Source organism: Stenotrophomonas maltophilia group sp. Smal32 (assembly GCF_030237085.1).
GTDB classification, from domain to species: domain Bacteria; phylum Pseudomonadota; class Gammaproteobacteria; order Xanthomonadales; family Xanthomonadaceae; genus Stenotrophomonas; species Stenotrophomonas maltophilia_Q.
In genome coordinates this window covers 33,976-47,448 of sequence record NZ_JASJSI010000030.1, presented here as the reverse complement: position 1 = coordinate 47,448, position 13,473 = coordinate 33,976, and the positions used below count along the sequence as shown (strand labels likewise).

The 13,473-nt window shown below is 66.9% G+C and carries 11 protein-coding genes; 1 reads left to right on the top strand and 10 read right to left on the bottom strand.

The features are described from left to right. Nucleotides 1-227: 227 nt before the first annotated feature. From QRO91_RS09780 to QRO91_RS09755, 6 genes are all read right to left on the bottom strand, one after another. Entirely contained in the window at nt 228-1,685 is a 1,458-nt protein-coding gene (locus QRO91_RS09780) for an esterase-like activity of phytase family protein (RefSeq protein ID WP_049428463.1), read from the bottom strand. A 21-nt stretch (nt 1,686-1,706) separates the two neighbouring features. Then, complete coding sequence (locus tag QRO91_RS09775; protein WP_197650724.1) at nt 1,707-4,025, bottom strand: TonB-dependent receptor; 2,319 nt, start codon at nt 4,023-4,025, stop codon at nt 1,707-1,709. A 230-nt stretch (nt 4,026-4,255) separates the two neighbouring features. Then, nucleotides 4,256-4,639 carry a DUF2894 domain-containing protein gene (locus QRO91_RS09770; RefSeq protein ID WP_197650723.1) on the bottom strand — a complete coding sequence of 128 codons (384 nt, stop codon included), beginning with the start codon at nt 4,637-4,639 and terminating at the stop codon, nt 4,256-4,258. Then, on the bottom strand, nt 4,629-5,267 hold the full coding sequence (locus QRO91_RS09765; RefSeq protein ID WP_005409939.1) for an OmpA family protein: 639 nt from the start codon (nt 5,265-5,267) through the stop codon (nt 4,629-4,631). The genes QRO91_RS09770 and QRO91_RS09765 overlap by 11 nt, the downstream gene beginning before the upstream one ends. Then, the gene (locus tag QRO91_RS09760) at nt 5,264-7,528 is read right to left on the bottom strand and encodes a DUF802 domain-containing protein (RefSeq protein WP_197650722.1); all 2,265 of its coding nucleotides are present in this window, start codon (nt 7,526-7,528) and stop codon (nt 5,264-5,266) included. Before QRO91_RS09760 ends, QRO91_RS09765 begins: the two co-directional genes overlap by 4 nt. A 10-nt stretch (nt 7,529-7,538) precedes the next feature. Next, the gene (locus QRO91_RS09755) at nt 7,539-8,192 is read right to left on the bottom strand and encodes a DUF3348 family protein (RefSeq protein ID WP_049428010.1); all 654 of its coding nucleotides are present in this window, start codon (nt 8,190-8,192) and stop codon (nt 7,539-7,541) included. Nucleotides 8,193-8,338: 146 nt separating this feature from the next. Here QRO91_RS09755 and QRO91_RS09750 point away from each other — a divergent pair, with 146 nt between their 5' ends. Next, nucleotides 8,339-9,259, top strand: a complete 921-nt coding sequence (locus QRO91_RS09750) for a M14 family metallocarboxypeptidase (RefSeq protein ID WP_049428008.1) — start codon at nt 8,339-8,341, stop codon at nt 9,257-9,259. On the opposite strand, the gene QRO91_RS09745 is transcribed toward QRO91_RS09750, so the two are convergent. From QRO91_RS09745 to QRO91_RS09730, 4 genes are all read right to left on the bottom strand, one after another. Next, the gene (locus tag QRO91_RS09745; protein WP_285310374.1) at nt 9,163-10,974 is read right to left on the bottom strand and encodes a phosphoethanolamine transferase; all 1,812 of its coding nucleotides are present in this window, start codon (nt 10,972-10,974) and stop codon (nt 9,163-9,165) included. The two genes, QRO91_RS09750 and QRO91_RS09745, sit on opposite strands and share 97 nt — an antisense overlap. Nucleotides 10,975-11,047: 73 nt before the next feature. Further along, nucleotides 11,048-11,434, bottom strand: a complete 387-nt coding sequence (locus tag QRO91_RS09740) for a diacylglycerol kinase (protein ID WP_049428003.1) — start codon at nt 11,432-11,434, stop codon at nt 11,048-11,050. 59 nt (nt 11,435-11,493) lie between these two features. After that, nucleotides 11,494-12,726 (bottom strand): HAMP domain-containing sensor histidine kinase, encoded by a 1,233-nt coding sequence (locus QRO91_RS09735; protein ID WP_197650719.1) that lies wholly within the window; start codon nt 12,724-12,726, stop codon nt 11,494-11,496. Further along, nucleotides 12,723-13,397, bottom strand: a complete 675-nt coding sequence (locus tag QRO91_RS09730; protein ID WP_197650718.1) for a response regulator transcription factor — start codon at nt 13,395-13,397, stop codon at nt 12,723-12,725. The genes QRO91_RS09735 and QRO91_RS09730 overlap by 4 nt, the downstream gene beginning before the upstream one ends. Nucleotides 13,398-13,473: the final 76 nt, after the last annotated feature.

Here is a 13,473-nt window from a genome sequence, read left to right as displayed (position 1 = left end):
GTGCCCCCCCGGCAGCAATACGCCCAGTGGTTAATTATCCGGCTCACGGAACTGGCTGGCAATGTGCCTATCACCCACGTTTATGGGCACGGCGGCCCCACCCTGCTGGGGTCAGTTTTTTTCCACCCGACCCCTTGCTCGGATGTTCGTTCACAGAAAGGGAGGCCTAAAGAAAAGGCACCCGCCCATGGCCTCGGCTCTACAGAGAGCGTGACATCGGTTCTCGGTCAGGGCAGCGTGAGGCGGTACACCAGAACGCGGTTGTCGTTGTCGTAGGGGCTGTCGCAGGCCTGGCCCTGCATGCGGCAATGGCGGGCGATGAAGTCGTTGTCGTTGCCGATCAGCAGCAGTACGTCGTTCGGGTGCCGTGGGTCCAGCGCCGGCAGCACGTCCATGGCTTCCCACTTCTCTGACAGCAGTCCGGCATGTGGGCCGCGCTTCGTGTCCAGGTCCAGCCCGGCACGGGCCAGCTGCGGGCGGTCCAGCAGGTTCAGCAGTTCGTCGCTGCGTGCTGGCATGATCTCCGGCTTCAGCGCGGTGTCGGTCGGGTGGGCCAGAACCGAGGGCGTGCCGGTTTCATAAGCACTTTCGGCCAGGTTGGCGGCATCGGCCACATCGACCAGCAGCACCGACTTGTAGACGATCGGGTCGTCGCCGTCCTTGCCCAGCCCGTTTCCGTCGCGCGCCAGCAGCAGGAAGCGATGACCGTCCAACGCACGCAGCTCGCTCTGCGCGGCGGTGCGGTCCAGCTTGCCCTTGCCATCGTGCGCGTAAGCGGGCAGGGCCATCACGTAATGGCCGATCGGCTGCTGTGGTGTCGGCGAGGCCGTCACGTCGTAGACCAGCACGCGGGTGTTGATGCGACCGGCCGCGTTGCCCTGCGCGCTGTCCTGCAGGGTCGCGCTCTGCAGGGCCACGAACAGGCGGCTGCCGTCAGGCGACAGTCCCATGCCTTCCACGCCCTGGTTGTTGCGGCGGCCAGTCTGCGGTGGCGCCAGCGAACCGAATGCCGGCCGGCCTTCGCGCTGAGGACGGATGGCAGGCGGTGCCACGATCACGCCCTGCAGCTGGCCCTCTGCATCGAAGTAATAGACGTTGGCGGTGTACTCGTCGCCGATATAGAAGTGGCCATCGGCGGTGAACTGCAGTGATTCCGCATCCAGCGAGACCTTGCCTGCACCGGCGCCGCTGGTAGGCGAGGGCAGCACCACCTCGCGCTGGGTGATCGTATGGTCGCCCGGGTCGGCGCCGGTGAACGGCTGGCCGTTGAAGTCCTTCAGTACCACGCCCTTGTCGGGCGCCATCGTCAGCGTGCCAAGCTCGGGCTTGCCCGGGGAAACGTCGATGCGCAGCTGCATGCGCTCGACGCGGCCGGTGTAGTCGTAGAACAGGCCAGCCCCGGGATCGTTGCGGCCGCGGTCGGGCAGGGTCCACAACACGCCTTCGTAGCCGTTGGCAGTGCGCTTCCAGGTGCCGGGCTGCACCGCCAGCGACGAGAACGATCCCAGCGTGTCACCCAGGAAGTCCACCGTGCCCGCCGACAGCCGCCCGGCGGCGACCAGGCCTTTGTCCACATAGCTGCGACCGCCCAGCTGCAGGGTACGCGGCGCTGCACCCGTTGCCTCATGCGGAGCGGAGTATCCGCTGGCGGAGAGAGTGGCCATCAGCAGGGCGGTCGTGAGCATCAGTGGACTCCGGGCGGTCAATCAGAAGCGAAGGTCGATCGTACCGAACACCTGGCGTGGTGCCGAGGCATGGAACACGTACAGTTTGCCGGCCGGGTCGCTCGGGGCGAACACGCTCGAATCCAGGTTGCTGGCATAGCGCTTGTTGGTCAGGTTGGTCACGTTGAACGACACGCGCATGCCCTTGGCGAAGCCGACCTGGCCGAAGTCATAGCCACCGGCCAGATCGAACACGGTAAAGCCGCCGAAGCCCTGGTCGTTGGTGTAGGTGTAGAAGCGTTCGCCGGTGTACTTGCCGCGCAGGCTGGCGAACCAGCCGTTGTCGCGCCAGGTGATCTCGGTGGCCAGCAGCTGCTTGGGTGTATCGGTCTGGATCTTGCCCTTGATCTGCTGCTCGACGCCGGCCTGCACGTAGTTCGACGCATAGGTCGAGCGGTTCAGCGAGGCCGAGGTGTACCAGCTGAAGTGCTCGTTCGGGGTCCACAGCACGGTCAGCTCGGCACCACGGCTGTCGACGCCGCCCACGTTGTAGAAGCGGTTGCCGCAGGTCGGGCCGACCGGCTGCCGCGAGTCGCAGGGGTTGTACTGCAGCAGGCGGTTGTCGAAGCGCACGCTGTAGGCCGCGACCGAGGCCTGCAGGGTATCGGTGACGAAGCGGTAGCCGGCCTCCAGCGAGCGGGATTCTTCCGGCTTCAGGTTGCCCTGCGCGTTCCAGGTGGCCTGGCTGACTGCCTGCGGGCCCAGCTTGAAGCCGCCCTGGAACATGGCGATGTTCTCGGCGTAGCTGGCGAATACTTCGTGATGCTCGGCCAGGCGGAAGTTGGCGCCGATGCTGGGCAGGAAGTTCTTGCTGGCCTTCAGTGAGCCGGTGGCGAACTGGTTGTTGGAGGTCGGCGAGATCGGCGCCTTCGCGTCGCCGGGCAGGGCCTGCGCATCGGAGGTGGCATGCGGGCTCTTTGCGCCGAACTCCAGGGTCAGGCGATCATCGAGCAGGCGCCAGGTGTCCTTCAGGAAGAACTGGTGGGTCTTCCAGCGCGTGCGCTGGGCGAACACGCCAACGTCGGAGGGCAGGGTGTTCATGCCGCTCAGGTCGCGCGGGCCGTCCACGGCGGTCTGGTAGCGCTCGGCGCTGCTGGTGTTGCGCTCGTACCAGACGCCGCCTTCGATGCGGTGCGCGCCCAGTTCCCAGTCGAACGACAGCGTGCCGCCATCGCGGTCGATGGTGTAGATGGTGTTGCGGAAGATGATCGGAATCTCCTGCGCCGTGCCCTTGTTCGACCAGGCGCCGCTGTTCCAGTTGTGGCCTTCGCCGCGGTCATCGTGGTGGTAGGCCAGGGCCCGCAGGCTGAAGCCATCGGCCAGGAAGAAATCACCGGCCAGGTAGTACAGGTTGTCGTCACGCAGGATCTGCCCGGCAGTAAAGGCACCGTCGGCATCCTTGTCCGGACCGCTGCTGTCGCACTTCTTCGCATTGAAGCTGGCGGTATTGCAGTAGGCCTTGGCCACGGCCTTGTTCCAGTCCGGCGCGTAACCGCCCCAGTCCCAGCCCAGCCCGCGCGACATCTCGTCCTTGGACAGGTAGAAGTAGTCCGCCTGGGTAGTGCGCGAGGTATCGACGAAGCCGGTGATCTGGCCGCGGCCAAAGTTCCACACGCCCTTGGCGTTGAACTGCTTGGTGGTGGATTTGTTGTAGGCGGTCTGGTCGTTCCACAGATCGGAGACGGCATTCATGCCGGAGATATAGCCGGAGAAACCGTTGTACCCGCCGCTGTCCACACGCACGAAGGTGCGGCGGTTGGCATCGCTGCCGAAGGTCTGCACCACGCGGCCGCCGAGTTCCTGGGCCGGGCGGTCGGAGGTGTACGAGATGGTGCCACCGAGGTTGCTGGTGGATGGCGTGCCGAGGCTGCCGATGCCCACCGCCAGCTCGGCGCCGGCCATGTTCTCGCTGATCAGCGCACGGTTGATGGTCAGGCCGTTGTAGTTGTTGTACGCGCCATCGCCCAGCGGCACGCCGTCCAACGTGTAACCGAGACGGGTGGAGTTGAAGCCGCGCAGGCCGAGCGTCATCGACTGCTCGTTGGTGCCCAGCGCATCGGCCGACTGCGCGTTTACGCCCGGCAGCAGGTTCAGGGTCTTCTGCAGGCTGGTACCCGGCGGCAGGATGTCGAGGTTCTCGCGGGTGATGCGCTGCACCTGGCGGGCTTCACCGCTGCCGATCACCGAGACCGCATCAAGGGTGGTGGCGGACGTGCCATGGGAGGTCGGGGCAGCATCCTGCGCCCAGGCCGCGGGAGCAAGCGCGATCGACAGCGCGGCGGCCAACAAAGTCTTCGTCATGTTGCAGACACTCAGGCAAGCACGAGCCGCCGCGTGGGCGCGGAGCTCATGGAATTCGAAAGGGGATACAAGCGATGCGACTGCGGACGCTGCAGGCGCCGTGGGTCAACGTGAAAATGGTGCGCTAGACAGATGACTGTCTGGTGACATGTCTGTAGAGCCGAGCCCACGCTCGGCTGCTTTTGGCCGGAGCCGAGCGTGGCTCGGCTCTACAATGGCACGCGACGGCGCTACTCCTTCGGCGTCTGGCGCGGCTTGCGCGTGCGCTTCGGCTTTGCGGTGTCACCACTGCTCACGGCACCGTCCTGCAGCGCCTGCAGCCAGGACAGGGTGTCCACGTAGTCGATGAAATGGCGCAGGTAACCTGGGCTGGTGGCCTGCATCGTGTCCAGCATGCGCTGCACCAGCACCGCCGAGTTCAGCGGGCCGCCGTCGGCGGGGGCTTCAGTGCGCAGCGAGCGGCGCACCTGCAGTTCGCTGCGCAGCTCCGACCATTCGCGCTGCACCTGCTGCAGCATCGGCACCTGCGGGTAATGCGGCAGCGAGCGCGACCCCGCATCGAGGTCGCGCACCAGGGCGCGCAGGCCATCCAGCGCTGGCGGCCTACTTGGCATCCGGGGCCTTGGGCTTGGGAATCGGCGCGATCTCCACGCGACGGTTGCGTGCGCGGCCTTCCTCATTGGCATTGGAACTGACCGGCTGCTCGCTGCCGAAGGCGGCGGCGAACACGGCGTCCGCGGGCACGCCGTCGGCAATCAGGGTGCGGGTCACGGTCAGCGAGCGCTGCGCGGAAAGCTCCCAGTTGTCGGCGAAGCGGCGGTTGCCTTCGCGCACCGGCGCGTCATCGGTGAAGCCGCTGACCATCAGGATCTCTTCGCGGCTGCCCAGGTAAGCGGCCAGCGGTGCGGCCAGGCTGCGCAGCAGCTCCTGGCCTTCCGGCTGCAACTGGTCGGAGTTCAGTGCGAACAGCACGCTGCCGCTGATGCCGATGCGGCCATCGACCAGCGTCACCCGGCCAGCAGCCAACGGGCCGGCCAGTGCCTGTTCCAGGGTCTGCAGGCGCTTGGCTTCGGCCTGGCGCTGCTTCACTTCCTGGTCCAGCCGCTGCGACAGCTCCAGCTGCACGGCGACCACCCCGACCAGGATCAGCACGAACGCGCCCAGCAGCACCGACATCAGGTCGCCGAAGGCGGCCCAGATCGGGGCGTGTGAGCCGCCATCGACCTCCAGCTCGTCGCTCATGCGCTGCCGGCCTTGCCGCGGCGCGTGGCCAGCTGCTGCAGTTCTTCCATCACCTGCTTCTGCGACAGCAGGCTGAGGTCGACCACCTCGCGCGCCTGCGCCACGTAGTAAGCCAGCTGCTCATCGCTGCGGGCCAGCGAGGCATCCAGTGCACCACCGATCTGTTCCAGGCGGCCGGAAAGCTCGGTGGCGGCACTGCCGAACTGCGCGACCGCTTCACCGAAGGCGCCGGCGAGCTGGCCGACGTCACCGGCGCTGCCGTTGAGCGCTGCGGCGATGCCGTCCAGCTTCCCGGTCTCGGCGGCGATATGGTCGGTGAAGCGGTTGCCGACGCGTTCCAGCAGCTCGGCCGAGCCGCCGACCAGCGCGTCCACCGCCGTGCGCTGCTCGTGCGAAGCATGGTTGATCGCATCGAGCAGGGTCTGCACGGTGGCCAGCAGGCGGCCGCGTTCTTCCAGCATCGCGTTGTCGCGCACCAGGCTTTCAGAGAGCGTGCTGCGCAGCTCGTTGATGACGTCGGCTGCGGCCTTCGGTGCGGCGGCAGCGGTCTGCAGCAGGGTGGAGACTTCGGCCAGCGTGGCGCTGGCCTGTGCACGACCGTTCTCGCCGATCTGCTGTGCGGTCGCCGCCAGCGTGTCGCAGACCTGCTGCTGCTGCGCAGCCAGGCGTTCGCCGTTGGCCTGCAGGCGCTCGGCCAGGTCGGAGGAAACGTGCTGCAAGGCATCGCTCCAGCGCTGCAGGCGCTGTTCGTCGCCGGCCTGCAGCTGCGCATGCAGCGCGGCGTGGGCTTGCTGCAGTTCGGCGCCGACCGCGTCCCAGCGCGCCTGGCGCTGCTGTTCGCGAGTGTCCAGGCAGGCCTGCAGTTCGGCGTGTGCGGTTGCGGCGGCAGCCTGGGCGGCCTGCCACTGCTGCGAGCGCTGCTGTTCGTGGTCCTGCAGCAACGACTGGTTGGCGTCGTGACGCTGCTCAAGTGCCCGCAGCAATGCCTGCGCATGCTCGTCCAGCTGCTGGCCGGCCGCCAGCAGCGCCTGCTGCTGGCGCTCGACCAGCGCGCTGTTCAGAGCCTGCTGCTGCTCGATGGCGGCGCGCCAGGCCTCGGCGTTGCCGTTGGCATCGACCTGCAGGCGCTCGCCGATGCGCGCGACCAGCGCTTCGGCCTGCGTGCCCTGGCCATCGCTGAAAGCCTGCAGGTGCTGGCGCAGATCGTCCACCAGGGCCTGCTGTGCCTGGCTCTGTTCACTCACCACCTTGGCCCAGCTGGCTTCGGTCGCAACGCGGCTGCGCTCGAAACCGTCGCTCAGGCCAGCCAGCTGCTGCTGCACGGCCTGCTCGACGCGGGCGTGCAGTGCTTCGCTGTGATGGGCCAGGCCAGCCAGCGTGGTCTCGGCCATCGGCTGCAGCGCACCGCCGATGGCGGCGGCGCTGGCTTCGGCGCCTTCGCGCAGCGACTGCTGCAGCGAGACCGCCAAGCGCTCCTGAAGCGCCTGGCTCTGGGTCAGGAACTCGGCCTGGCCGGCCAGCAGGCGCTCGTTGGCGGCCGTGCTGTGCTGTTCAAAGGTCTGTGTCATCGCCTGCAGGCGGTCGACCAGGGCAGGCAGGGCGGCAGACTGTGCCTGCAGCAGGCGCAGCGACTCGGCACGCTGCCAGGCCTGCGAGTACGGATGCAGGTCGCCTGCAATGGCCCGGTCCAGCTGCTGCACGGCCTGCAGGCGGTCGCGGCGCAGCAGGGCGGCCAACAGGCCGAGCATGGCCGAGCTGGCCACACCGGCGATCGAGGTACCGAATGCCACCGCCAGGCCCTGCACCGGCGAGGCCAGCGAGCCGCGGATGGCGGCCATGTCGGTCGCGCTCTGCAGGGCTAGTCCGGTGCCACGCAGCGTGTCCATCATGCCCAGCAGGGTACCGAGCATGCCCAGCAGCACCAGCAGGCCGACCAGATAAGGGGTCAGCACCGGTGCGGGCAGGGCGATGCGCTCGCCTTCCACGCGCAGGCGCACGGCGTTGCGCAGGCCTGCCGGCACGCGCTCCAGCCAGGGGGCGAGGCTTTCCTTCGCGCTGGACAGGTCGTTCAGTGCGGCGCGCAGGCCGTTGCTGGCCTGGCGGTAGCGGTACAGCTCCACGCCACCGGCGATGTAGCAGGCCGCGATGATCGCCGCCACCGCTGCACCCAGCGGATGCACCGAAACGTAGCCAATGCCGATCCAGCACACGGCCAGCAGGCCGACAAGGAAGACAACGACATGGAAAGCAGTTCTGGACATGGTGTTCCGGTCAGTGGGAGCGCAGGGCGTCTTGCAGCCCTTCGATCGGGTGGAAGCGCAGCTGCAGCTCGGCGAGCAGCAGCGTGCGCATGTCATGGCGGAAGGCCGTGCGCCAGCCGGGCTGGCCGTGCACGCGTTCAAATCGGGCGCCGAGCACGGCCGGCGCAGTGGCCAGCAGGCTGTGTTCGCGCGGGGTGAGGGTCTGTTCCATTACCGCGTCGACCTCGGCCAGTCGTGCCAGCTCGGGTGAAACCTGCACCAGCTGGTCGCGCAGGCGGCCGCGCAGGCGCCCGGTGGCAGTCTGGATGGCCTGCTGCAGCACCCGGTAGCGCTGGCGCAGCGAGGCGAAATTGGGGGCGGCGGCGGCTTCGGCCAGGTCCAGCAGGCGCTCGGCCTCGGCATCCTCACTGATCGAGGCGAGCAGGCTGGCGTGCGCCTGGGTGCAGTCGGCCAGTACATCCTCGACCGCTTCGGCGGCTTCACCGGGTTCGGGCAGGCGTCCGCCGAGCGCCCCGGACAGGGCCACGGCACGGCTCCAGTCCACCCACTGGCCGAGGCGATCGGTCAGGGCCGGACTGCTGGCCGGCATCGCGCCGTCGCTGAGACGGGCGAGCAGGCGGAGGAACTCCGGTCCACCCAGGACCGGCTGCGCTGCGTTCGCCATCAAGGGGTGAGGGGCCAAAAACCGTTGATTTTACAACCAGATGACCCGGCCTGGATGAAGGCGGGTCCGGGGGGAGGGCACCCGCAGGCGCGACAGGGCTTAGAATGTCCGGCTGCACCCATCCGTTCGACCCCTGGAGTTCCCCAATGACTGTTGCGCAGTTCTACCCGATCGGCACCCCCGGCCAGCCCTGGGGCGACGCGGAACGCGCACAGTGGCGGGCCCGCCAGCAGCGCCAGCGCAGCTACCACGACGACGTGGTGGCCGCGCTCGAGCGCCTGGACGACAGCTTCGATGTGATCCAGTACGGCCAGCTGGACTATGCGCCGGACCATTACCCGCTGTTCGCCGTGGTCAACCACGACTGGAACCCGGCGCTGCCGACCGCGCTGATCACCGGCGGCGTGCATGGCTACGAGACCAGCGGCGTGCACGGCGCCCTGCAGTTCCTGGAACAGCAGGCCGAGCGTTACCTGGGCCGGCTGAACCTGATCGTGGCGCCGTGCGTCAGCCCGTGGGGCTACGAGCGCATCCAGCGCTGGAACCCGGACGCCATCGACCCCAACCGCAGCTTCCGTGACGGCGGCCAGATCGTGGAAGCCGCCGCCCTGATGGCCTGGGTGGCCGAGCGCAAGCCGAACCTGCTGGTGCACCTGGACCTGCACGAGACCACCGACAGCGACCTGCACGAGTTCGATCCGGCGCGTTGTGCCCGCGACGGCAAGCCGTTCGAGCGCGACACCATCCCGGATGGCTTCTACGTGATCGGCAACAGTGAAGATCCGCAGGCCGAGTTCCAGAAGGCATTGATCACCGCCGTCGCCCCGGTCACCCATATCGCCCCGGCAGACGCCGAGGGCAACCTGGTCGGCCTCCCGCTGCAGTCGCCGGGCGTGGTCTGGGGTGAGTCGCGTTCGATCGGCGCCTGCGCCGGCTTCACCGACGCACGCTTTGCCACCACCACTGAGGTCTACCCGGACAGCCCGCGCACCAGCCCGCAGGAATGCAACGACGCCCAGGTGGCGGCGGTGTGCGCGGGCCTGGATTTCGCCCTGGCGGCGCAGTAACGCGCCACGTTCCGGGCAGCGACCGGCATCAGCCGGCGCCGTTCTTTGGCCGGCGAGGTGGCCATCGATGGCGAAGGCGAGGCGCGGCATCCGGCGAACACATCCAGATCGCGCCGGTACACCGTGCTGTTGACTCCGAACAGGCCCAGCAGCGAGTGGAAGAGGTTGTCGTGGCTGTGCGCCCGGTGCAGGGCATTCTGGTGCAGGCAGGCCAGGTCCAGGCCTGCGTTGCGGCCGAAGTCCGGTGAAAACCACATCACCATCGGCACCTGGGTCTGCTCGCGCGGGGCGATGAAGTAGGGCGTGCCGTGCAGGTACATCCCGCGTTCGCCCAGCGACTCGCCATGGTCGGACACATAGATCAGTGCGACATCACGCTGGTCCGCATAGCCCTGCAGCAGGTCGATGGCCTTGCCCAGCAGGTGGTCGGTGTGGACCAGGGTGTTGTCATAGGTGTTGACCAGCGCCTCGTTGCTGCAATGCTGGATCTGGTTGCTGTCGCAGGTCGGGCTGAAAGCCCGCGACGCTGCGGGATACCGTTCAAAGTAGGTCGGCCCATGACTGCCGAGCTGGTGCAGCACGACCAGGGCGTCACCGTTCATGGCGCCAATGCGTGTTCCGAGCTGATGCAGCAGCACCTCGTCGTAGCAGGTGCCGTCGGCGTTGACGCATTGGCCGGCCACCTTCAGCACGGGCATGTCTTCAGTTGGCACGCGTTCGCACACGCCCTTGCAGCCGCCATTGTTGTTGTTGCGCCAGAGCACGCTGACGCCGGTGCGCTGCAGGATGTCGAGCACGTTTTCCTCGGTTGCTGCGCGTACATCGTCGTACTGGCTGCGGGTCATCTGCGAGAACATGCACGGCACCGAGATCGCCGTTGCGGTTCCGCATGAGGAGACATCATTGAAGCTGATGACGCCTTCCTTGCGCGAGAGCCGGGGATTGGTCGCGCGTGGGTAGCCGTTGAGCTGGAAGTTCTGTGAGCGCGCGGTCTCGCCGACGACCAGGATCACCAGCTTCGGGCGCGGGCCTGGTATTCGCCGTGCGTCCATGCCGATCGCGCGCAGCGGTTGCTGGCGGGTGCTGTAGAGGCTCTTCAGATAACCGTGGGTATGCCGCACCACGTTCAACGGCAGCAACTGGTCGCGGATGTAGCGGTTGTTGCGAAGCAATGACGAATAGTCCTTGTAGAACGCAAAGCCGATCGCCAGCAGCACCATCATGGATACCAGGACGTTGACTGGCCACACCAGGAACGAACGTATCGAGCCCGCCCCGCTGGCGGTGCGCATCAGGACCAGCCCGGTCGCGGGCAGCCCGCCCAGCGTCAGCAGGGTCAACAGCAGTGGCAGCGACAGATAGGCGTTCAGTTCAGCCTGGTTGGTCTCGAACACGTTCTGCACCATGCTGCGATCGATCAGCACGTTGTAGTGCAGCATGAAGTAGCTGCAGGCGGCGCTGACGACAACGAGCAGCACCAGCAGCGGCCTGCGCAGGAACGGCAGTGCCAGCAGTGGCGTCAGCAGCAGGTTGAACAGGCAGAAAAGCGCCACCGGCAAGCTGGCCAGGAACAGCACGCTGCGCAGGCTGTTGAGGTCGATCAGCCCCCACAGCGTCTTCCAGAGGGCGATGTTTCCAATCGTGGTGAAGAACAGTGCGGTGGCCCAGACCAGAACGATCGGATGGGGCCGTGGAAAACGGCGGCGTTGACGCACGAGCAGGTTCCGTGGAGCGGGAGTGCGCGCAGTATCGAAACCGCTTTATCAGGAAGTTGTCAGGTTGGGCGGACTACCCCAGCAGGATCACGCCCCACACCGCGCCCACCATCAACAGTGCGGTGGTCTGCGCGGCGCTGCCCATGTCCTTGGCGTTCTTGGACAGCGGATGCTGTTCCAGCGAGATGCGATCGACCACCGCTTCGATCGCCGAGTTGAGCAGTTCCACCAGCAGGCTGATGAAGCAGACCGCCAGCACCAGCGCCCGTTCGAGCTTGCTGATGTCCAGCGCGAACGCTGCAATGATCAACAGCGCGTGCAGAAGCAGCAGCTGACGAAAGGCAGCTTCGCCGCGGAAGGTGGCGATGAAACCATCGCGCGAATGGATGAGGGTATGGAAGATGCGGCTCAGGCCGGTCTTGCCGTGCGGGTACTTGCCGCTGTCCTTGGGGTGCTGCATGCCGTTTCCGCCGTGAAGTGAGCAATCCCCAGCATGTGCACGCGCGCGTCAGGAAACCGTCAGATGGGCCACTCCAGGCTGAACCGGCAGCCCTGCTGCGAGGAACACACCGTCATCCTCCAACCGAGGTGCTCGACGATGCGCTGCACGATGGACAGCCCCAGTCCCTCGCCACTGTGCGGGCTGCCGGGCACGAAGCGCTGGAACTGCCGTGGATCGATGCTGGAGGGCAGCCCGGGTCCGGTGTCAGCGACGATGAGTGCAGTGTCGTGGAGGGTGATCCGCACTTCGCCGTTTTCGGTGTACTGGCAGGCGTTGCGCAGCAGGTTCCAGATCACGCTGTGCGCCAGATCCGCGTTGGTGTCCAGCTCGGCGTCATGCCGGGCATCAAGCGCAACGATTACCGGCTTTCCGGAAATCCAGGGCCGGCAGCGCTCCATGCAGGATTCGATCAGCGGACGCAGGGCCACCTTGTTGCGCGGCACGGTACTGGGTGCGCGTGAGAGCAGCAGCAGGCAGGTCAGCTGGCGCTGCATCTCCTGGGTGGTGCGCAGGATGCGCTGCGCGCTGGGAACCAGGTGGCTGTCGGCCGGAAGCTGGCAGGCGAGCGTCTCCGCAGCACCGCCGATGATGGCCAGCGGCGTGCGCAGCTCGTGGCTGGCATCGCCGCTGAAGCACTGTTCGCGATGCAGGAACCGTTCGAGCTCGTCACTGTGTCGGGCGAAGGCGCGGGCGAGTACACCGATCTCGTCGCGCGCGTTCTGGTAGGGGAAGGGCTTCTGGCCGTCCTGCACCGCGTCCGCCAATCGCGTGATGGGCGCGATGACATGCGTCGCTACCTTCCGGCCGATCAGGAAGGCGCCGAGCACGCAGATCGAAATGACCAGTGCCGCAAAGGCATTGATCAGATGTTCCAGATAGGCATAGTGCGCTGCGTCCTGCAGCAGGTAGTAACGTTGGCCGCCACTATCGAACACGCGCAGGTGCCACTCGTTGGGCGCCTGTTCGCCATGGTAACCCAGGCCATACTGGCGCAGCACCACAGGCACGTTGCGGGCATCGTACAGTGCGCTGCCAGACGGCAGGGCGGGGCGTTGGCCACGAGCCAGTTCGTCCTGCAGGCGGTGTACTTCGCTGGCCTGGGTGCGTGCAACGACGACGGCACGGACCTGGTCGTAGTCGACTTGTTCGGCCAGCACGATGAAGCCCATTGCTCCGGCCATCAGCAGCACGAACGAAATCGTGATGCGGGTGCGAAGGGTCAGGCGGCGGTAGAGGCCTGCCGGGGTCACGCCTGCATGCGCCAGCCGACGCTGTGCACCGTAGTGATCAGCGCGCTGTCGAAGCTGCGGTCCACCAGCAGGCGCAGTTCGTGGATATGCGTCCGCAATGCCCCGCTGTCCGGTGGCTCGTCGCCCCAGACCAGGTATTCCATCTCCTGCTTGCGGACCACTGCGGGCGCCGCGCGAACCAGGCACATCAGCAGCTTGTGCGACGTGGGCGTCAGCGCAATGCAGCGGCCTTGCCGCCAAGCCTGCGGTGATCGGGTATCCACCTGCAGGTCCTTCCAGGCGAGCACGCTCTGGACCTGGCGGCCCTCGGCCCTTCGCACCAGGGCCCTGATCCGTGCATCCAGCTCCTTCAGCGAGAACGGCTTGACCAGGTAGTCGTCCGCACCCATTTCCAGGCCCTGAACGCGGTCTTCGACCGGGTCGCGCGCGGTCAGCATCAGGATCGGAACCGGATTCTGGAACTCCTGGCGCAGCTTCCTGCACAGGGCCATGCCATCCAGACGCGGCAGCATCAGGTCCAGCAGGATGGCGTCGTAATCATTCTGCGTGGCCCGGCGCAGGCCGCTGGCACCGTCGCGGGCATCGTCCAGCACGTAGCCCAGCGGCTCGAAGAAGGCGTACAGATTGGCAACCAGCTCGGGGTTGTCTTCGATGATCAGCAGGCGGGTCATGGCGTGCGTCCTTGCGCGTGGCCGAACTCTGCCCGATCTCTTGCCGGATGCCAATGCCCTGGCTGAATGGATCGCA